The sequence below is a fragment of the Xanthomonas sp. NCPPB 1128 genome (assembly GCF_001043115.1).
Classification (GTDB): domain Bacteria; phylum Pseudomonadota; class Gammaproteobacteria; order Xanthomonadales; family Xanthomonadaceae; genus Xanthomonas_A.
This window is the reverse complement of record NZ_LFME01000005.1, coordinates 152,971-171,390: the sequence shown is the minus strand read 5'-3', so window position 1 is coordinate 171,390 and position 18,420 is coordinate 152,971. Positions and strand designations below refer to the sequence as shown.

General features: G+C 69.7%; 16 protein-coding genes. All 16 read right to left on the bottom strand.

Annotated features, from left to right (window positions below):
• Nucleotides 1-9 precede the first annotated feature (9 nt).
• Nucleotides 10-1,731: a flagellar basal-body MS-ring/collar protein FliF gene (gene fliF / locus ACP93_RS05920; protein WP_048489839.1), complete on the bottom strand. Its 1,722-nt coding sequence runs from the start codon at nucleotides 1,729-1,731 to the stop codon at nucleotides 10-12.
• 12 nt (nucleotides 1,732-1,743) lie between these two features.
• On the bottom strand, nucleotides 1,744-2,106 hold the full coding sequence (fliE, locus tag ACP93_RS05915) for a flagellar hook-basal body complex protein FliE (RefSeq protein WP_048489838.1): 363 nt from the start codon (nucleotides 2,104-2,106) through the stop codon (nucleotides 1,744-1,746).
• A gap of 241 nt (nucleotides 2,107-2,347) precedes the next feature.
• Nucleotides 2,348-5,872: a glycosyltransferase gene (locus ACP93_RS05910; protein WP_082143379.1), complete on the bottom strand. Its 3,525-nt coding sequence runs from the start codon at nucleotides 5,870-5,872 to the stop codon at nucleotides 2,348-2,350.
• Between the two features lie 193 nt (nucleotides 5,873-6,065).
• On the bottom strand, nucleotides 6,066-7,349 hold the full coding sequence (locus ACP93_RS05905; RefSeq protein WP_228135966.1) for an FkbM family methyltransferase: 1,284 nt from the start codon (nucleotides 7,347-7,349) through the stop codon (nucleotides 6,066-6,068).
• 143 nt (nucleotides 7,350-7,492) lie between these two features.
• A complete protein-coding gene (locus tag ACP93_RS05895) occupies nucleotides 7,493-8,110 on the bottom strand; it encodes an acetyltransferase (protein ID WP_048489834.1) in 618 nt (205 codons plus the stop codon).
• Nucleotides 8,107-9,246, bottom strand: coding sequence for an aromatic ring-hydroxylating oxygenase subunit alpha (locus ACP93_RS05890; RefSeq protein ID WP_048489833.1), 1,140 nt, complete (start codon nucleotides 9,244-9,246; stop codon nucleotides 8,107-8,109). The genes ACP93_RS05895 and ACP93_RS05890 overlap by 4 nt, the downstream gene beginning before the upstream one ends.
• 25 nt (nucleotides 9,247-9,271) lie before the next feature.
• Complete coding sequence (locus tag ACP93_RS05885; protein ID WP_048489832.1) at nucleotides 9,272-9,919, bottom strand: NeuD/PglB/VioB family sugar acetyltransferase; 648 nt, start codon at nucleotides 9,917-9,919, stop codon at nucleotides 9,272-9,274.
• A complete protein-coding gene (locus ACP93_RS05880) occupies nucleotides 9,916-10,677 on the bottom strand; it encodes an SDR family NAD(P)-dependent oxidoreductase (RefSeq protein ID WP_048489831.1) in 762 nt (253 codons plus the stop codon). The genes ACP93_RS05885 and ACP93_RS05880 overlap by 4 nt, the downstream gene beginning before the upstream one ends.
• 14 nt (nucleotides 10,678-10,691) lie before the next feature.
• Nucleotides 10,692-11,453, bottom strand: coding sequence for an SDR family NAD(P)-dependent oxidoreductase (locus ACP93_RS05875; protein ID WP_048489830.1), 762 nt, complete (start codon nucleotides 11,451-11,453; stop codon nucleotides 10,692-10,694).
• Nucleotides 11,454-11,455: 2 nt separating this feature from the next.
• Nucleotides 11,456-12,496 (bottom strand): ketoacyl-ACP synthase III, encoded by a 1,041-nt coding sequence (locus ACP93_RS05870; RefSeq protein WP_048489829.1) that lies wholly within the window; start codon nucleotides 12,494-12,496, stop codon nucleotides 11,456-11,458.
• A 1-nt stretch (nucleotide 12,497) separates the two neighbouring features.
• On the bottom strand, nucleotides 12,498-12,722 hold the full coding sequence (locus ACP93_RS05865; protein WP_048489828.1) for an acyl carrier protein: 225 nt from the start codon (nucleotides 12,720-12,722) through the stop codon (nucleotides 12,498-12,500).
• A complete protein-coding gene (locus tag ACP93_RS05860) occupies nucleotides 12,719-13,897 on the bottom strand; it encodes a DegT/DnrJ/EryC1/StrS family aminotransferase (protein ID WP_048489827.1) in 1,179 nt (392 codons plus the stop codon). The genes ACP93_RS05865 and ACP93_RS05860 overlap by 4 nt, the downstream gene beginning before the upstream one ends.
• A gap of 290 nt (nucleotides 13,898-14,187) precedes the next feature.
• On the bottom strand, nucleotides 14,188-15,675 hold the full coding sequence (locus tag ACP93_RS05855) for a sigma-54 dependent transcriptional regulator (protein WP_048489826.1): 1,488 nt from the start codon (nucleotides 15,673-15,675) through the stop codon (nucleotides 14,188-14,190).
• Nucleotides 15,672-16,055: a response regulator gene (locus ACP93_RS05850; protein ID WP_048489825.1), complete on the bottom strand. Its 384-nt coding sequence runs from the start codon at nucleotides 16,053-16,055 to the stop codon at nucleotides 15,672-15,674. The genes ACP93_RS05855 and ACP93_RS05850 overlap by 4 nt, the downstream gene beginning before the upstream one ends.
• A 15-nt stretch (nucleotides 16,056-16,070) precedes the next feature.
• A complete protein-coding gene (gene rpoN, locus ACP93_RS05845; RefSeq protein WP_048489824.1) occupies nucleotides 16,071-17,474 on the bottom strand; it encodes an RNA polymerase factor sigma-54 in 1,404 nt (467 codons plus the stop codon).
• A 267-nt stretch (nucleotides 17,475-17,741) separates the two neighbouring features.
• Nucleotides 17,742-18,374, bottom strand: a complete 633-nt coding sequence (locus tag ACP93_RS05840) for a response regulator (RefSeq protein ID WP_048489823.1) — start codon at nucleotides 18,372-18,374, stop codon at nucleotides 17,742-17,744.
• Nucleotides 18,375-18,420: the final 46 nt, after the last annotated feature.

Sequence of the window (18,420 nt, the reverse complement as noted above, 5' to 3'; positions counted from 1 at the left end):
GCATTCGCATCAGGCTTCACTGGCGACCCATCCCTTCACGACCTGCGCCACGCGCTTGGAATCCTGTTTGACCGCTTCGCGGGCCTGGCGCAACCGTTCTTCGTAGGCGTCGGGCAGAGCGATGGCGGGGTTGCCGCCGGTGCCGCCGCTGAGGCTGGCGGTATCCTCGCCCAGCGACGGCAGCAGCGGGTTGTCGTCGTCGAGCATCGACAGCTTGGCGTCGCGCGGTTCGTTGCCGTCGCGGTCGTGGCCGACCGATGCGGCCGGCGCGGGACCGGCGATCTGGTGCAGCGCCGGGCGCAGCACGCCGAACAGCAGCGCCAGCACCACCGCCGCACCCAACACCAGGCGCAGGCCGTTCATCACCCGCGGATCTTCCCACCAACCGGGCTTGTCGGCCGCTTCCGGCGCCTGGCGGACGAACGGGGCGTTCATCACCGAGACGGTGTCGCCGCGCTCGGCATTGAAGCCCACCGCCTGCTTGACCAGGCCTTCGATCCGGGTCAGCTCGGCGGCGCTGAGCGCCTGCTCGGTCATCTTGCCCTTGGCGCCCGGGCGCATCACGTGGTCCACCAGCACCGCCACCGAGACGCGCTTGATGCGGCCGGCCGGCTGGCGGGTGTGCTGCAGGGTGCGGTCCAGTTCGTAGTTGCGGGTGGCGCTCTTGGAACTTTCGGTCGGCGTCGCGGCGGCGGTCTGCTGGGTGCCGGCAGTGCCGGGGGCGGGCGGGGCGCCGGTGGCGCCCGGCTGGCCCGGCGCGCTGCCCGGCGAGTTGCTGGTCGCGCCCGGTGCGCCCTGCGGACCGCTGGTGCTGGTGCTGCTGTCGCTGACCTGCTCGCTGCGCAGCTTCGGCGGGTCGCCGTTGTACAGCTCGCGGGCTTCCTCGACCACCGAGAAATCCATGTCCACGTTCACTTCCGGGTTGACCCGGCCGGGGCCGGTCATCGGCTCCAGCAGTTCGCGGATGCGCTGGTTGTAGGCGCTTTCCTGGCGCCGCACCTGGTCGAACTGGGCGGCGTTGAGCGCGGCGTCGCTGTTGGGGTCGGCGATGGTCAGCATGCGCCCGCTCTGGTCGACCACGGTGACGCGGTCCGGCGCCAGGTCGGGGATGCTGGAGGCGACCATGTTGACGATCGCATCGACCTGGTTGCGTTCCAGGGTGGTGCCGCCGCGCAGTTCCAGCACCACCGAGGCGCTGGCGGCCTCGCGCTGGCGGGTGAACGCGCTCGGCTTGGGGATGGCCAGGTGCACCCGCGCCTCGCGCACCGGGCGCAGGCTGGCGATGGTGCGCGCCAGTTCGGTTTCCAGGGCGTGCTGGTAGCGCGCGTTCTCCACGAACTGGCTGACCCCGAAGCCGGGATCCTTCTCCATCACCTCGAAGCCCATGTTGCCGTTGTCGGTCAGGCCGGAGCCGGCCAGCTTCAGCCGCGCGTCGTACAGCTTGTCCTCCGGTACGGTGATCGCGCCGGTGGCCTGGTCGAGCTTGAACGGGATCTGCGCGGTGCGCAGCAGGTCGGTGGCCTCGGCGGTGCCTTTCTCGTCCAGGCCGGTGTACAGCGGGGTGTAGGCCGGCTTCTGCGACCAGAAGAACACGAACAGGCCGGCCGCCACGGCCACCGCGATCATCGCCATCAGGCCGATGCGACGGGTGAGCTGCAGGCTCTGCAGGCGGTCGAACCAGGCGCCCGCCTTCTCGGTGTTGAATGTCTCTTTGCTGATCGCAAGCGCCATCGTCTTCTACCCTTACAGCGGCATGTTCATCACGTCCTGGTACGCCTGGACGAGTCGGTTGCGGACTTCCACGGTAGCGCGAAACGCCACCTGGGACTGTTGCGCGGCCAGCATCACCTTGGCCAGATCCGCGCTGGGATCGCCCAGTTCGAAGGCCTTGGCGAGCTCGCCGGACTTCTGCTGGGCCTCGTTCACGCCGCCGATCGCGTTGCGCAGGGTCTCGGTGAAGCTGGGGCCCTGCACGCCCTGGTTGCCGGCCAGGCCTTCGATCGCATTGCTGCGGCCGACATCGCCCACCCGCGTCTGCGCCGCCTGGCCGACCTGGCCCTGGTAGCTGCGGATCTGCGAAAGGATGGAGCTGATGGAGTCGCTCATACGGTGAAGTCCCTGCCGGGAGGCGGCTTGCCGGTATGCAATGCAAGCGGTGTGCCGAAACGGCATTCACGTGCCGCGCGGCTCCCGAACGGGCAGGGGCGGGGGAGTCCAGCGGCCGGTGACGGGTTCCCGGCGCAGGCAGCATGGAAGCCGCGGATAGGCAGCGGCTGCGTGTCGGCAGGTTGACGCTGTGCGCGTCGTCACGGTCGGGCGCCGGCGCGGCGACCCTGGTTGGCGGGTGCTAGTCCGGCAGCCAGGCGGTCCGCCACTCCTCAAGGTTGTCGCCCTGCAGCAGCCAGTCGCGCTGCACCGCCGCGCGCAGGGCGGTGCCGGCCGCAGCGCGTGCGTCGGCGTCGGCCAGATGCGCGCGGATCGCATTGACCCAGTCGCGGAAGCGGTTCTTGACCAGGGTCACCGGCAGTCCGCCATCGCGGTAGGGCGGCAGGTCGCTGGCCACCACCGGATAGCCGCAGGCGCCGTACTCGAGCAGGCGCAGATTGCTCTTGCAGCGGTTGAACAAGTTGTCTTCCAGCGGCGCCAGCGCCAGGTCCAGGCCCAGCGCCGCCAGCGCCTGCGGATAGCGGGCGAAGTCCACGCCTGCGTGCACCTCGTGCACGTGCCGGCGCAGCCGCTCCGGGCACAGGCCCATGAACACCCAATGCACCTCGCCGGCCAGCGCCTGCACCACGTCGGCGATCAGCTCCAGGTCGCCGGTGTGGCTGAGCCCGCCGGCCCAGCCGACCCGCGGCTTGGCCGAGCCGAACGGCCCCGGTGCCGGCAGCGCCCCCCACAACTGCGGCTCCAGCCGGTTGCGCACCACGCGGATGTCGCCGTGCAGGCCGGCCAGCGCCTCGGCCAGGTCCGGCGTGGAGACGGTGACCCGGTCCACCAGCGTGGCGGCCCGCCGCAGCGAACGCAGCACGTCCTTGGGCATCTGCTCGCGATGCGCGCTCTTCAACGGCAGATTGGGCAGGTAGTCGTCCAGTTCGTAGACCATGAAGGCCTTGCCGAAACGGCGCATGCGCTCCATGCGCACCAGTTCCGCGTCGCCGACCCGGCGCTGCAGCACCACCGCATCGGCGCCGATGCGCGCAAGCTCCACCGGGTCGAGCAGGCGTGCGTAGTACAGGCCGTCGATCTGCGCGGACGCGGCCAGCGCCTGGAACGGCTGGATCACCCGGTACTGCCCACTGCCGAAGGTGTCGCCCGGATGGGCGAGGACCCGCGGCAGCGGCTTCCACGACAGCGGCTGCCAGGAGAATTCGGACTCGGTCAGCTGGAAGCCGCCAGGCTGGTCCAGGCCCAGGCTGGGCGAATAGGCCGGATCCTGCGCCAGCGCCGGCAGCCAACGCTGCAGCAGGGCCTCGTCGGCCGCGTCGCTGCGCGTGGCGGGGGCGGGCTGCAGCAGCAGCGCCTGCGGCGTCCACACGGTCCAGGTGCCCGCCGCCGCGGCGCGCAGGCACAGGTCCACGTCGGCGCCGCCCTCGGCGAAGCCGGCCGCGTCGAATCCGGACAGGTGTTCGAACAGCGCCCGCCGCACCAGCAGGCAATGCGCCGACACTGCGCTGTAGCGATGCGCCACCTGCAGCCGGCCCATGTAGCCGGGCTGGGCCATCGCTTCGCCGGCGAAGGCGTGGCCGGCACCGGCCAGCAGCCCTGGCAGCAGGCCGGCGTGGGTGATGCGGCCGTCGGCGGACACGCCCTTGGCGCCGACGATGCCGACTTCCGGCCGCTGCGCGTGGTTCATCAGCGCGTGCAGCCAACCGTCCTGCACCGCGGCGCTGTCGGCATCCAGGAACAGCAGGTACTCGCCCTGCGCCTGGGTGGCGGCGAGGTTGTGCGCCTCGGCCAGGGAGACGCGCTGCTCCAGCGCGAACACGCGGATACGGCCGTTGCCCAGTTCGGCCACCGCCTGCATCCACGCGGTGATCTCCGGCGCCTGGCTGGCGTTGTCCACCAGCAGCAGTTCGTAGGCCGGGTAGGCGGTCTGTTCGAGCAGGCTGACCACCGCGCGCTGTAGCGCCGACAGGTTGTCCTGTGCCAACAGGACGATCGAGACCGGCGGTTGCGCGGGATGGCCGTAGTCGATGCGGAACAGGCCGCCCGGCAGCGGTTCGACCGTGGCCTGCGGATAGCCGCGGGCCTGCAGGTGCGCGGCGATCGCGCGCTGGCGCGCTTGGCCGCCGGCCTCGGCGCTGGCCGGCGTGGCGACCAGCAGCGGCTCGGGCAGGTGCGCGATGCCGTCGCCGCCGTCGCGCAGGAACAGGCGCAGGATCAGCTCGAGTTCGCTGGCGCCATCGTAGGCCGGGTCGAAGCCGCCCAGCGCCTGCACCGCGGCGCGGCGGAACACCCAGTGGCCGGCCGTGGCCAGCGGATTGCCCAGCAGCAGGTCCAGGTCCGGGTCGGGCCGCAACAGCGGCGCGAGGGTGTCCGCATCCACGGCCAGCCATTCGTCCGCATACAGCGCGTTGCATTGCGGCTGCTGCGCCAGTTCCAACAGCAGCCGCAGCAGGCCGCCCGCGCAGAAACGGCTGCCGGCCGCCACGCGCAGGCACCAGTCGCTGGCCGGTGACGCGTCCAGCGCGGCGGACAGCGCCGCGGCATCGGCCTCGGCCGGCAGCGGCGGCAGGCTCCGGACCCGCGGGTCCGGCCACGCTGCGCTGGAGGTGTCGCCCAGCACCAGCGCCTGTACCTGCGCGAACGCCGCGCCCTCCAGCAGCAGGCTGTCCAGGGTCGCCGCCAGCGCGGCGCGCTCGGCGCCACGCGCGTCGACCAGCACGGCCAGCCGCGGCGCACCGCCGAGGGCGGCCAGGCGCGCGTCGAGCAGGTCGCGTTGCGCTGGCGTCACTGTCCGCCGCGCCTGCCAGTCACGCAGGGCGGCTTGCACGCAGACGCGCGCATAGGCGTCCTGGATCGCCTGCAGAAGGTCCACCGGCGCGCCCGGGCCGCCGGCCAGCGGCGTCACCGTGACCTGGCGGACGTCGCCATTGCCGTGGTACCAGCCCATCGCGCGCACGCCCTGCCGGAAGTTGGCGTGACCCTGGTCGCCGATGCCGGGCTGGTCGCGGCCGGCCTGGCTGTATTGCTCCTCCGACACCCGGAAGCGGGTCAGCGGCCGCGCCAGCAGCGCCAGGTGGCCGCGGTGCAGCAGCTTGGCGTACAGCGCCAGGTCGCCGACCCAGTTGATGACCTTGCCGGCCAGCGTCATCAGCTCGTCGCCGATCTCCAGCAGGTCGCTGCGCCGGCACAGCACGCAACTGGGCTCGCCGACGAAGTTGATGGTGTGGTCGGCCAGGAACGACAGCAACTCCGGCCCGTCCAGCAGTACATCGCCGGCGAACGGGAAGGCGGTGGCCGGGATGTCCTCCAGCGGCGCGCCGTGGCTATCGATGCGCTGCCGGCGCGAGGACGCCAGCAGGACGTCGGGGGCGGACTGCATCGCCGCGACCAGCGCGGCCACGCAATCGGGCGCCAGCACGTCGTCGTCGTGCAGGAACTTCACGTACTCGCCCTGGGCCAGGGCGATGCCGCGGGCGGTGCTGCCGAGTTCGCCGTAGCGCTCCGGGTTGCGGTGGTAGCGGATCGGGAACGGGGCATTGGCCGCGCGGCGTTCCACCACCTCGGCGAGCGCCTCGGTCGGGTTGTCGTCGCAGATGACCAGTTCCAGCGCCGGATAGGTCTGGGCCAGCACGCTGTCGAGCGCCTGCTCGAAGTAGGGCAGCTTGTAGGCCGGCATGGCCACGCTGACCAGGGGGGGGTGGGGCATGAACGGTGGACCGTGTAGGGAGGGGGGCGGAGCGCACGCCGCGCCCGATCCATCGCGGATGCAACAACCATGCCGCTCATCAGCCGGGCTGCAGCTGACATGGCTGGACCGCCGCGCCGCGATGGTTCCCGTTTGTTACTGCCCGTGCGAAGCGGCAGAGGGAGGCCAGCGCGCCGCTAGCGGTCGGGGCAACTCATTCCACGTAGAGCACGGTGTCGTAGAAGTACAGCGAGTAATGGCGTAGACGCAGCTTGGCATCCGGCAGGATCCGGTCCAGTTCGGCGACGATGTCCAGCAGGTCGAGCGCGTGGTGGTAGCAGGTGATGGCCATGCGCGGGCGGCAGCGCCGGATCAGTTCGGTGGCGCCGCGCAGCACCGTGGGCTCGAACCCCTCCACATCCATTTTCAGCAGGGTGGCGCGTTCGAGCACATCGTCCAGGCGCAGGCAGGCGACGCGTGCGGCGCCGCTGCCGTCGAGCCGGCTGCCCATGGTGCCCTGGGCGTCGAACGCGAGGGTGCCGGCGACATCGGCGACCGCCGCGTTGTACAGGGTGGTGCGGCTGCCGTCATCCGCAAGCCCTTGCTGCAGGGCGGCGAAGTTCTCCGGGTCCGGCTCGAAGGCGTGGATGGCCGCATAGCGGTCGCGGGCGGCAACGCGGAACTTACGCACGGTGTCGCCATCGTAGGCGCCGATGTCCACGTAGTGCTCGTTCGCCCCGATCCGGATCGGATGCGGATTGCCCTGGAACATGGAGAAATACTCCTGCTCGCCCGGACACAGCACATCCAGCAAGGGTCGCCGATCGCCGTTCATGCGCATCTGCAGCACCGCATCGAGCGTTCGCACGCTCAGGGCGTCGGCCAGGCGATGGCGCACGGCGTCGAACCGTTGCGCATGCGCCAGCATCTGCGTGCGCGTCGTCGGTCCGGTCTCGTAGATCAGGGTCATGTCCAGGGCGTACATGAGCTCCGGCAGATCGACGGCGCGGCCGCCGACCTGTTGCACCAACTGCGCAAAGTGCAGCCAGGTCGGGATCGAGTAGCCGCAGTTGATCGCCGGCAGGCGGGCCAGTTCCGGGTCCTGACGCAGCGCTGCCGTCGGCAGCACCGCGTCGAAACCGTCGACCGGCATGGCCTGCGCATGCAGGACGTCGTCCAGCGCGAGGATGCTGATTCCCGGCGCTCTGGCGAGCAGCGCCGTGGCCGCAGCGGACGCGAAAAGTTTTCCAAGATGGGAGCTTGGGGCCAGGAAGATCGCGCCGCCAGCGCGCTTGCAGGCATCGATCAGGTCGGCTTCGCGCTGACGCGCGGCCAGATGGTCGGTCATGGGTCCACTCGAAAGGACGCGCCACCGGAGGCGCGCGGATGCTGGGAAGACGGATGCGAGAGGCGTGTCGCGTCGTAGCGCGATCAGGCCGCGCGGCGATCGCCGCCCGCGAGCGATCCTAGCGAAGCCCGCTGCGCCAGGATCGTGCATGCATCCCAGCCCGGCGTGCTGTCGCACGTGGCGCCGTTTTGGGCAAAGTGAATCGAAGAGGTCGGCACAGCGACGCCAATCCCGTCACCGGCGGAAACGCATATGATCAAGAACACCACGACGCGCATTCGCGCGCGCCGGCATCAACGCAGGATGCGGGCGCCGCCAGGCATCAGTGCGTCGTAGAAACAGCGGTCCGGCAACACGTCCGGCACGGTGCCGGGCAGCAGCCATTCGCAGTGACGGCCGATCTTCGCACCGCTGCGGGTCATGCTGCCGCCGCCCAGGGTGCTGCCCTGGCCGACCTGGGTGCCGCGGCCGAGGTGCACGCCGGCATGCAGGGTGACGCAGGCGCCGACGCGCGCGTCCTGTTCGACGATCACCTGGCGTTCCAGCCAGCTGCCGGCGCCGATGCTGCTGCCGGCCGCCAGGTTGCATCCGGGGCCGACATGCACGTTGCCGAGCAGGCGCACGCCGTCATCGACGTGCGATTGCGGCCACACCAGGTCGATGCTGCCGTAGCCGGCCAGGCGCACGTCGGCGAGCAGCTTGTGCCGCGATTGGTTGACCGCGCGTTCGTCCATGGCAACGAACACGTCGGTCGCGGCGGGCGCATGGCTGGCGTGCAGGGCGCCCAGGTTGAAGTTGTAGCGGTCCGGCGAGTCCAGGGCGATGCCCACGTACGCCAGGCCGCAGGCCTGCGCAGTACGTTGCGCCTGCTCCAGCGCATGGCCCTGGCCGATCAGCACCAGCGTCTTCATGCCGGTTCCTCCAGCACATTGGCGCGGTACCACAGGTGCTGGCGCACCAGCTCGGTCTCGTAGTCGCCGTGCATGAAGGAGCGCGAGTGCGGACCCAGGCCGGCCTGCAGGCGTTCCAGCACTGCGGTGTCCTCGGCGATCACCTGATGCTCGATGCGCATCAGTGTGCTGAGCAGGGCGGTGAAATCGGTCCGCTCGCTTTTACGCCGGGCGGTGGCCACCCACAGGTGGTAGTCGGTCTCGTTGGGCGAGACCGGGTCGTACTGCTGCAGCACGAAGGAGTCGCCACGCACGCTGTAGAAGTTCACGTTCGGATAGAGGAACCAGTTGTAGAACGCCGAATCCTCGCCGTAGCGCTCGCACAGCGGCCGGTACCAATGATCCTGCACCGCGATCTCGGCCTTGGCCGGGAAGCTCAGCGCATGCAGCGGGACCGGATCGCCGCCCTGCAGCAGTTGTTCCACCACCGAGGGGACTTCGGCGGGCCGCTCGACGTGCGCCGAGGGCTTGGGCGCCGCAGTCATCAGCGGGTTGAAGGTCTTGGGATGGATGAACGGGATATGGTTGTAATCCTTCACGTTCTCCATGTTGAGCTTCCAGTTGTAGCGCACGCGATGGCAGCTGTAGATCAGCTGCGAATCCACGTGCGATGCCGCGGCGCGCAGGGTCTCCAGGAACGCAGGCGCGAACTGCTCCTCCAACGGCAGCGGGTGCTCGGCCATGTTCACGAACAGCAGCTCGCCGACCTGCTGCACCTGCAGCTTGGTCAGGCAGATGCCGGCCTTTTCCTCGGCGGTGAACTGGTACAGGCCGGAGTTGGGCATCCCGCGCAGTTCGCCCTCGGCGCCGAACGACCAGGCGTGGTACGGGCACACCAGCGGACGCTTGCCGTGCGACTCGGTCTGGATCGCCGACTGCCGGTGCGGGCACTGGTTGAGGAAGGCGCGGATGCCGGCCTCGGTGCGCTGCACCAGCACCGGCACCCCGGCCACCTGGCGCGCGAAGAACTGGTTGCGCTCGCGCACCATGGAGGCGAAGCCGACGAAGATCCACAGCTTGCCGAACAGACGCTGTTGTTCCAGGCGCAGGCTGTGCGGGCTGATGTAGTGCTCGGCGTCGAGGGCGTGGCGGGTCATGCGGAACGGCGTCCTGGGTGCTGGGTCAACGGCTGAAGATCGTACGCGCCGGATTCCCGGCGACGGTGACGTTGGGCGGCACGTCCTTGACCACCACGCTGCCGGCGCCGATCACCGCGCCGTCGCCGATCGCGATGCCGGGCAGCACGGTGGCATGCGGGTGGATGACCACGTCGTGGCCGATGCGCGCGCCGCCACCGATGAACACGAAGTTGCCGATCTGCACGTAATCGCCGATCACCACGTCGTGGCCGACGATGGTGGTGGCGAGGATGGTGACGAATTCGCCGATGCGGCTGTCCGCGCCAATCGACACGCCGACCTCGAACAGGCCGCCGCGCCCAATCGGCGTCTCCGACGCTTCGCGCAGGCGCGGGCGCAACACCATGAAGTCGGCGCCGCGCTCCAGCAGCGGTCGGCTGTAGCGGCGGCGCGCGGCCGGATCGCCGAGCGCGCAGACGAACAGGTCGCCGGGCACCGGCTGGTAGGTGTCCGGGTCGCCGAGCAGCGGCCAGCGCAGGCCGGCGCCGAGCGCGCTGCGGCTGTCCAGGAAGCCCTTGATGTCCCAAGCCTGGCCGTAGCCCGGATCGTCGTTGCAGGCCATCGCTGCGATGCCGCGGCCGAAGCCGCCGGCACCGACGATCAGCACGTGTTGCGGCGGCGCATCGCTCATGCGAACTCCACGCCGCCGTCCATGCTGAAGGCCTGGCCGGTGACCTTGCTGCTGGCGTCGGAGAGGAAGTACAGGCAGGCCAGGGCCACGTCCTCGGGGTCGCCGATGCCCAGCGGATAGCGCTTGCGGCTCTCCTCGAACCAGGCCTTGTCCTCGTTGATCAGGGTGGTCTCGACCAGGCCCGGGCAGAGCGCGTTGGCGCGGATCTGGCGCCGCGCCAGTTCCAGCGCCAACGGCCGCAGCATGCCGATCAGCGCCGCCTTGGAGCCGGCGTAGGGGCCGACGCCGACGGTGCCGGTCAGCGCGGCGATCGAGGCGAGGAAGACGATGGAGCCACCGGGACGCAGCGCCTGGCGCGCGAGCAGATGGCGGGTCAGCATCGTCGGCGCGACGTAGTTGATCGTCATCACTTCGGTGAGGAAGCGCTCGCTGACCAGCTTCATCGGCGACAGGCCGCGGATGCCGGCGCTGTGCACCACGCCGTCGAGCGGCCCGCTCTCGGTGGCCAGGCGCTGCACGGTGGCGGCATCGCACAGGTCGCCGGCGAACAGGCGATGGCCGTCGCCGGGCAAGGCGTCGAGCAGGGCCTGCAGCCGCGGCAGGTCGCGGCCGGCCACGAGCAGGTGCGCACCGGCGCCGGCGCAGGCCTTGGCCACCGCCTCGCCGATGCCCTTGGAGGCGCCGGTGACCAGGATGCGCTTGCCGTGCACGCCGTACAGCGTCTGTAGCAGCGCGGCGGGCGTTTCCGCAACGGACATGGGGGTCTCCGGGCTCATAGGCGAATCGGCAGGGACAGCCCGCCGTCGATGGTCAGGGTGCTGCGGGTGATCCAGCGGCTGGCGTCGGACAGCAGATAGGCCGCGCCGTTGGCGACATCGGCCGGGTCGATGCGGCCGAGCGGCGTCAGGGCGATCTTGTCGTCCATGTCGGCGGTGCTGCCCAGCCTGCTCAGCATCGGCGTGTCGACGTAGCCTGGGGCGATGCAGTTGGCGCGGATGCGGTGCCGGGCTTGTTCCAGCGCGAAGGACCGCACCGCGGCCTCCAGCGCCGCCTTGGATCCGGCGTAGCCGGCGCTGGCCTGTGGCGCGGCGCGCGCGGTCAGTGCCGAGACGTAGACCAGCGAGGCGCCTTCGTGCAGCTTGCGCTTGGCCAGCAACTGCTGGGTCAGGATGACCGGCGCCAGGTAGTTCACCGACAGCATCTGCTGCAGGTGCTTCTCGGCGGCCATCCGGAACGGCACCAGCGCGGCGATGCCGGCGCACGAGGCCAGGCCGTGATAGCGCTCGGCCGCCTCCAGCAGGCGCGTACGGGTCGCGTCCTCGGTGAGGTCGCCGACGACGCTGCGGTGGCCCTCGCCAGGGAGTGCCTCGGCGACCGCCTGCAGACGTTCCGCGTTGCGCCCGTTGAGCGCCAGCGTCGCGCCCAGGCGCGCGCACAGACCGGCCACGGCGGCGCCGATGCCGGAAGAGGCACCGGTCACCAGGAGGGTCTTGCCCTGCAGCCCGAAGGCATCGGTCGTTGCAGAGAACGCCATCGTCAGGACTCGATCAGGTCGGGGAACACCGCGCCGTCGATATCGACCAGGCAGGTGCCCCAGGACAGGCCGATACCGAAGCCGCACAGCAGCACGCGCTTGCGGCCTTGTTCCAGTTCCTTGTTGATCCGCGCGGTCATGGTGACGGGCAGCGAGGCGCCGCTGGTGTTTCCGAAATCGCGCAGCGTGGAGGGCACCTTTTCCGGCGGCAGGCCGAGCTTCTTGCGGATGGTCTCGTTGATCATCCGGTTGGCCTGGTGGAACACGAAGTAGTCGATCTCGTCCTTGGACACGCCGCTGTAGTCGAGCAGCTTCTGCACCGCCGGCGGTACCCGCTGGGTGGAGAAGCTCAACACCGCCACGCCGTCCAGTTGCAGGTCCACGCCGCGGTGCCAGTGGTCGTTCTCGTCGGCGCGGTACGGGATCAGGTGCTGCACCCCGACCGGTTCGCGGTGGCCGCCGACCGGCAGGATGATCGCGCGGTAGCCGCTGCCGTCGCTGTTGAGATCGAAATGCATCGGCGCCGCATCGGCGCTGAACTCCAGCGCGGTGGCGGTGCCGGAATCGGAGAAGATCGGGTCGTCGAAGTTGGCGCTGCGGTCGCCGACCAGCAGCAGGCCTTTCTTGACCCCGCCGGCGGCGATCATCGAGCCGAGCAGGTTGATGCCGAACGGGTAGGCCGAGCAACCCAGATTGACGTCGAAGGCCACGGTGGCGTGCGACAGGCCCAGGCGGTCCTGCAGGATGATCGCGGTGGCCGGGATCGGATAGTCGGGCGACTGGGTGACCACGATCAGCGCGTCGACCTCCTCGCGCTGCCACTGCAGACGCTCCAGCAGCACTTGCGCCGCGTCGAAAGCCAGGTCGGAGAAGCATTGCCAGTCCGCGGCCATGCGCCGGGTCTCGATGCCGATGTTGCGCACCAGCCGCTCGCGCTCGGAGCGGATCTGCGGCCGGCAATCGGTGAGGTTGGAGACGACGCGCTTGGGCACGCAGGTCGCCATGCCGGCGAAGCGCACGTTGTGCAGCGTGGAGGTCGGCATGCTACGCCCCGGTCAGCTGGTAGAGATCGCCCAGGGTGACCACGGCGGCGAGGTGCTCGCCGGTGATGGTCTTGCCGTACTCCATGTCGAACATCACGATCACGCCCAGCGCGGCCAGCGAATCCCACTCGGGCAGTTCGCGCAGCACGGTGTCCATGGTCACCTCGACCGGATTCTGGAAATCCGTGGCCGACAGGAAATTCTCGATAAACGTCTCTTGGCTCATGCTGCGGGTTCCACGGGTTGGGCGAAGGAGGGAGGGGCGAGGGTGCTGGAGGAATCGGACGCGGGCATGACGCCGCCCGCTGCGGCAATCAGGTCGACGATGGCGTCCACCTGCTCGGCCGCCAGTCCGGGGAAGATCGGCAGGCACAGCACGCGGTCGGCCATCTGCCGCGCCACCGGCAGGCCGGCCGGGGCGGAAGAGGGCAGGCCACGGTACATCGGGAAATCGCTGATCAGCGGATAGAAATAGCGGCGCACCAGGATGTCGTGGCTGCGCAGCAGCCGGTGCAGTTCGTCGCGGGCCAGCGGGAAGGCATCCTCGACCAGGATCGGGAACGAGGCATAGTTGGACAGCGCCGGCGCCCGCGGCGCCAGGCAGCGGATCCCCGGCACCTGCGCCAGGCGCCGCCGGTACTGCGCGTCGATCGCCCCGCGCTGCGCCAGCGCCGCGTCGATGTGCTGCAGTTGCAGCAGCCCGAAGGCGGCGTTGATCTCGCTCATCTTGCCGTTGATGCCGGTCGCCACCACCGTGGTCTCGTCGACGAAACCGAAGTTCTTCAGGCGGCTGATGCGCTGGTAGGTCTTGGCGTCCGGGCAGACGATGGCGCCGCCCTCGAAGGTGTTGAACACCTTGGTGGCGTGGAAGCTGAGCACGCTGAGGTCGCCATGGCGCAGGATCGAGCCGCCCTCGTCCTTGACCCCGAACGCATGTGCGGCGTCGTAGATGACCTTGAGGTTGTAGGTGTCGGCGATGCGCTCGATCGCGCTGGTGTCGCAGGGCGTGCCATAGCAGTGCACCGGCATGATCGCGGTGGTATGCGGGGTGATCGCCGCCTCGATCTTGAGCGGATCCAGATTCATGGTCTGCGGATCGATGTCCACGAACACCGGCTTGATGCCACGCCACAGCAGCGAATGCGCGGTGGCGACGAACGAGTACGGCGTGGTGATGACCTCGCCGGTGATGCGCAGCGCCTGCAGCGCGGTCAGCAGCGCCAGCGTGCCGTTGGTCAGCAGCGCCAGATGGTTCACCCCCAGGTACTCGGCCAGCGCCTTCTCCAGCGCGCGGTGCATGTCGCCGCCGTTGGTCAGGATGCGGCTGCGCCAGATCTGCTCCAGATACGGGACGAACGCCTCCAGGGGCGGCAGCAGCGGGCTGGTGACGGGGATGGACATGGGACCTGCCTGGCGACGGGTGGAAGTCCCCGGTGCGGAACGCGCCGCCCGGTGCTATGGAAACGTGAAGCAAGCCACATGCCAAAGAGGCTGTCTACTGCCGTGACGCCTCCCGGGAGGCAGCGACTGGCAGGACAACGTGCCGCGTGGCGAACGGTGATCGCGGGGTGCGCGGCAGCGCCCACGATGCGCCGGTCGTGCCGCCGCGGGGATCGATGACAGGGAAAGGCGTTGCGCCGCGCTGGAGGCTGGCGCGCCGGGTGCGGCCGCACCCGGCGCCGTGCGCCGACTCAGCTGGCCAATTCGGTCTGGTCGCGGTCGATGCCGTACTTGCGCAGCTTCTCGACCAGCGTGGTGCGCCGCAGTCCCAGCAGTTGCGCCGCATGCGCGACCACGCCCTGAGTGCGCTCCAGTGCCTCGTTGATCAGCGCCAGCTCGATGTTGGCCATATGTCCGCGCAGGTCCAGGCCGCTTTCCGGCAGTGTCGCCGCGGCCGCGGCAGGCGCATCGGCATCCGCGCCGCCCGGCTTGCCGCCGGCGTGCAGGTCCACCACATTGGGCACGCGGCGCGCATCGGCCGCGATCGGCGCCGGCGGCGCGGACACGTCGATGGACGAGGCGAAGTCGCCGCGATAGCGCGCCGGCAGGTCCTGCACGCGCACCAGACCGCCCGGATGCAGCACCGCCAGACGCTCGACCAGATTGGTCAGCTCGCGCACGTTGCCCGGCCACTCGTAGCTGCGCAGCGCCTGCAAGGCCTCTTCGGAGAAGCGCACTTCGCCGCGTCCGGTCCGCGCCAACTGCGCGGCAATGGTGTGCACCAGCGCCGGCAGGTCGTCACTGCGCTCGCGCAGCGCCGGCATCTCGATCGGGAACACGTTGAGCCGGTAGAACAGGTCCTCGCGGAACTGGTTGCCGGCGATGCGCTCTTCCAGATTGCGGTGGGTGGCGGCAATCACCCGCACGTTGCAGCGGATGGTGACGTTGCCGCCGACCCGTTCGAAGCTGCGTTCCTGCAGCACGCGCAACAGCTTGACCTGCATCGGCAGGCTCATGTCGCCGATCTCGTCGAGCAGCAGGGTGCCGCCTTCGGCCATCTCGAAGCGGCCGTTGCGCGCGCTCAGCGCGCCGGTGAACGAACCCTTCTCGTGGCCGAACAGCTCGCTCTCGAGCAGGTCCGGCGGGATCGCGCCACAGTTGATCGCCACGAACGGGCCGTCGCGGCGCGGCGACTGCTGATGGATCGCGCGCGCCACCACTTCCTTGCCGGTGCCGGACTCGCCCAGCACCAGCACGGTGGTGTCGAAGGCGGCGACCTGGTCGATCAGCCGGCGCAGGCGGGTGACCGCCGCGCTGGTGCCGGTCGGGCCGTTGTCCTGTGCGGCGCCGGCCTGGTGCTCGGCATCCAGCCGCTTGAGGCTGGCGCGGCGCAGCAAGGTTTCCAGTTGCGCGTGGCGCAACGGCGCTTCCAGTTGCCACACGTTGGCTTCGTGCAGACCGTGACGCTGGGCGAAGGCCTGCGCATCGCCGTTGAGCAGCAGCACCGGCGGCGGCAGCGAACTGCGTGCCACCCAGCCGAAGAAGGCATCGGCCTGCTCCTGGTCGTCGAGCCCGCCGACCAGGATCGCCATCCATTCGGTCTGTCGGTGACGGCCGGGCTGCACGTCGGCGACATCGGTGACCCAGCGCGGGTTGAGGTCCATGAATTCGAGCAGGCTCACGGTCCGCTCGGCGCGCACCGCGTCGTCATCGATCACCAGGATCCGCGATTCGCTCATGCCGGCACCCCTTCGGTCCGAAGCCCCTCCAGGATCGGCATCACTTCCTGGATGTAGGACAGCTTGCTGACGAAGTTGTCGGCGCCGGCGCGCATGGCGTGCTCGCGGTGCTCGGCATCGTCGAAATGGCTGGCGATCACGATGTACGGCGCCTGGTCCTGGGTCTTGATCAGGCGCGTGGCCTGCAGGCCGCCCATCTCCGGCATGGCCAGGTCCATCAGCACCACCTGCGGCCGCAGCGACTCGGAGCGCTCGATGGCTTCCAGCCCATTGGCGGCGCTGCCGATCACTTCCATCCACTCCAGCTTGCGGAAGTGGCGCATGGCGGCGTTGATGAAACCTTCGTGGTCGTCGACCAGAAGCACGGACAGTTTGTTCATATGCGTCGTTTTTCCTTAGCCCACACGGGCCAGCAGCGGTTTGCTGCCGCGGCGGCGTTCGCGTGCGGGAGCGATGTCCAATTGTTCACGATACTTGGCAACTGTGCGCCTTGCCACGTTTACGCCCTGTCGCGACAGCAGCCCGGCGATGGCCTCGTCGGCCAGGGGCCGCCCGGCCGGCTCGGATTCGATCAGGCGCCGGACCATGGCCCGCACCGCCTGCCCGGACACCGCGGCGCCTTCCAGGCGCACCGCGAAGAAGTGCTTCAGCTCGAAGGTGCCGCGCGGGGTCTGCAGGTACTTGCCGGTGGTGATGCGGGAAATGGTCGACTCGTGCATGCCGATCGCCTCGGCCACTTCCTTCAGGGTCAACGGCGCCATCGCTTCCTCGCCCTTGACCAGGAACGCCGACTGGCGCTCGACGATGGCGCGGGTGGTGCGCAGCAGGGTCTCGTAGCGCATCGACAGGCCGCGGGTCAGCCAGCGGGCCTCCTGCAGCATTTCGCGCAGCGGCTGCGCGGCGTCGCCGGCCTCGGCCAGGGCGCGCACGTGCATCGGGTTGACGGTGACGCGGTGGGTGGTGGCCGGGTTCAGCGCCACCCGCCAGGTGCCGTCGGCATGCCAGGCGACCACGTCCGGCAGCACATGGCCGGCGTCCTGCGGCTGCAGGCTGTCGCCGGGCCGCGGCTGCAGCGACAGGATCAGCCGCACCGCCTCGCGCACGTCGTCGGTCTCGGCATCGAGCTGGCGCCCAAGCAGGGCGTAGTCGTGGCTGGCGAGCAGGTTGAGGTCGCCCTCTAGAATGCGCGCGGCGAGATGGCGGCCGGGCACGCGGCCGGGCAGGTCGCTCAGCTGCGCCTGCAGACACTCGCGCAGGTCGCAGCCGCAGAGGCCGGCCGGGTCGGCGTGCAGCAGGCGCTGGCGCACCGCTTCGGCTTGCGCCACGGGCAGGCCCAGGCGTGCGCTGGCCAATTGCTGCAGGGTGTCCAGCGGGCCGTCCAGGTAGCCGGCATCGTCGCAATGTTCCAGCCAGAACGCGGCGGCTTCCAACTCCAGTGCCGGCAACTCCAGGGCCAGCCGCTGCAGCACGCGCAGGTGCGGATCGGTGGACTCGCCGGCGGCGATGCGCTGCATGCGGTCGTCTTCGCCGTCGTTCCAGCCGGCGGCCGGGATGTCCCACATCGAGGATTCGGGCAGTTCGTCGAACGCCGCCGTTTCCAGTGCCGCATCCTCGTGCTTCACCAGCGGCTCGATCACGCCCTCGGGCTCTTCCAGTTCGAGCAGCGGATTGGTCTCGAGCGCGCGGCGGATTTCCAGTTCCAGTTGCATGCCGTCGAGCTGCAGCAGCCGGATCGACTGCAGCAGTTGCGGGGTCAGATGCAGTTGCTGGCCCAGTTGGGCGGAAACGGTCGGCTTCATGCGGACTCCCTCGGTTCGGCGCCAACCCTCTGGCGCCCGTGGAACGCATACTGCTTGTCGCCCGACGGTAACAGAATCAGGGGGTTCCTGAGTAGAGTGGGTAAATTCCCGACAGGGTGTCAGGAATTTTCCGACATGCGGGTGGCGAGCGCCGGACAGTCGACGGCGCAATGCCTTATCTGGCGGGCATCACCGGGAGCGGCCCCCCTGCTGACCGGTTAAGGCAAACGCCATGCCAATGTCCCGTGTCGGGATGTCGTCCCCAGTTCAGCTCAGTTCGCCCTGATGGCGCGCGGCCAGCAGGACCAGGTCATTGGCGCGTCGGCAGCCCAGGGACTCCATCATCCGTGCGCGATGGGTCTCCACGGTCTTGACGCTGATGCCCAGGTCCGAGGCGATTTCCTTGTTGCTCTGGCCGCGGCCGATCGGGCGCAGGATCTCGCGCTGCCGCGGCGACAGGGCGGCGATGCCCACCGGACGCTCGCGGCCGAGCATCGGCGCGATCATCTTGGAGGAGATCTGCGGGCTCAGGAATACCTGGTTGGCGCTGGCCGCACGCAGCGCCAGTTCCAGTTCCAACGGGGCGGCGTCCTTGACCACGAAGCCGGTGGCGCCGCGGTCCAGCGCGTCGCGCACGTGCACCGGGTCGTCGTGCATCGACATCATCACCACCCGGGTCTTGGGCGAGCTGTGCAGCACGTCGGTGAGCGCGTCCAGGCCGCTGCGCCCGGGCAGGGACAGGTCCATCAGCACCAGATCGGGGCGGTGCAGGGTGGCCAGGTCCACGGCCTGCTGCGCGTTGCTGGCCTCGGCGACCACGTCGACGTCCGCAAACGTCTGCAGCAGCCGGCTCAGGCCGGCGCGTACCAGGGTGTGATCGTCGACGATGATGACTCGCACGGTGAGGTCCTTCTATTCAGATCCGCACCTTAGCCGAGCCGCTCGC

Excerpts from the sequence above, each read along its gene's own strand:
- fliF (WP_048489839.1), bottom strand. The coding sequence starts at position 1,731 with ATGGCGCTTGCGATCAGCAAAGAGACATTCAACACCGAGAAGGCGGGC.
- ACP93_RS05890 (WP_048489833.1), bottom strand. The coding sequence starts at position 9,246 with ATGACCCGCCACGCCCTCGACGCCGAGCACTACATCAGCCCGCACAGC.
- ACP93_RS05895 (WP_048489834.1), bottom strand. The coding sequence starts at position 8,110 with ATGAAGACGCTGGTGCTGATCGGCCAGGGCCATGCGCTGGAGCAGGCG.
- ACP93_RS05910 (WP_082143379.1), bottom strand. The coding sequence starts at position 5,872 with ATGCCCCACCCCCCCCTGGTCAGCGTGGCCATGCCGGCCTACAAGCTG.
- ACP93_RS05860 (WP_048489827.1), bottom strand. The coding sequence starts at position 13,897 with ATGTCCATCCCCGTCACCAGCCCGCTGCTGCCGCCCCTGGAGGCGTTC.
- ACP93_RS05880 (WP_048489831.1), bottom strand. The coding sequence starts at position 10,677 with ATGTCCGTTGCGGAAACGCCCGCCGCGCTGCTACAGACGCTGTACGGC.
- ACP93_RS05865 (WP_048489828.1), bottom strand. The coding sequence starts at position 12,722 with ATGAGCCAAGAGACGTTTATCGAGAATTTCCTGTCGGCCACGGATTTC.
- ACP93_RS05875 (WP_048489830.1), bottom strand. The coding sequence starts at position 11,453 with ATGGCGTTCTCTGCAACGACCGATGCCTTCGGGCTGCAGGGCAAGACC.
- ACP93_RS05850 (WP_048489825.1), bottom strand. The coding sequence starts at position 16,055 with ATGAACAAACTGTCCGTGCTTCTGGTCGACGACCACGAAGGTTTCATC.
- ACP93_RS05885 (WP_048489832.1), bottom strand. The coding sequence starts at position 9,919 with ATGAGCGATGCGCCGCCGCAACACGTGCTGATCGTCGGTGCCGGCGGC.
- ACP93_RS05855 (WP_048489826.1), bottom strand. The coding sequence starts at position 15,675 with ATGAGCGAATCGCGGATCCTGGTGATCGATGACGACGCGGTGCGCGCC.
- rpoN (WP_048489824.1), bottom strand. The coding sequence starts at position 17,474 with ATGAAGCCGACCGTTTCCGCCCAACTGGGCCAGCAACTGCATCTGACC.
- ACP93_RS05905 (WP_228135966.1), bottom strand. The coding sequence starts at position 7,349 with ATGCACGATCCTGGCGCAGCGGGCTTCGCTAGGATCGCTCGCGGGCGG.
- fliE (WP_048489838.1), bottom strand. The coding sequence starts at position 2,106 with ATGAGCGACTCCATCAGCTCCATCCTTTCGCAGATCCGCAGCTACCAG.
- ACP93_RS05870 (WP_048489829.1), bottom strand. The coding sequence starts at position 12,496 with ATGCCGACCTCCACGCTGCACAACGTGCGCTTCGCCGGCATGGCGACC.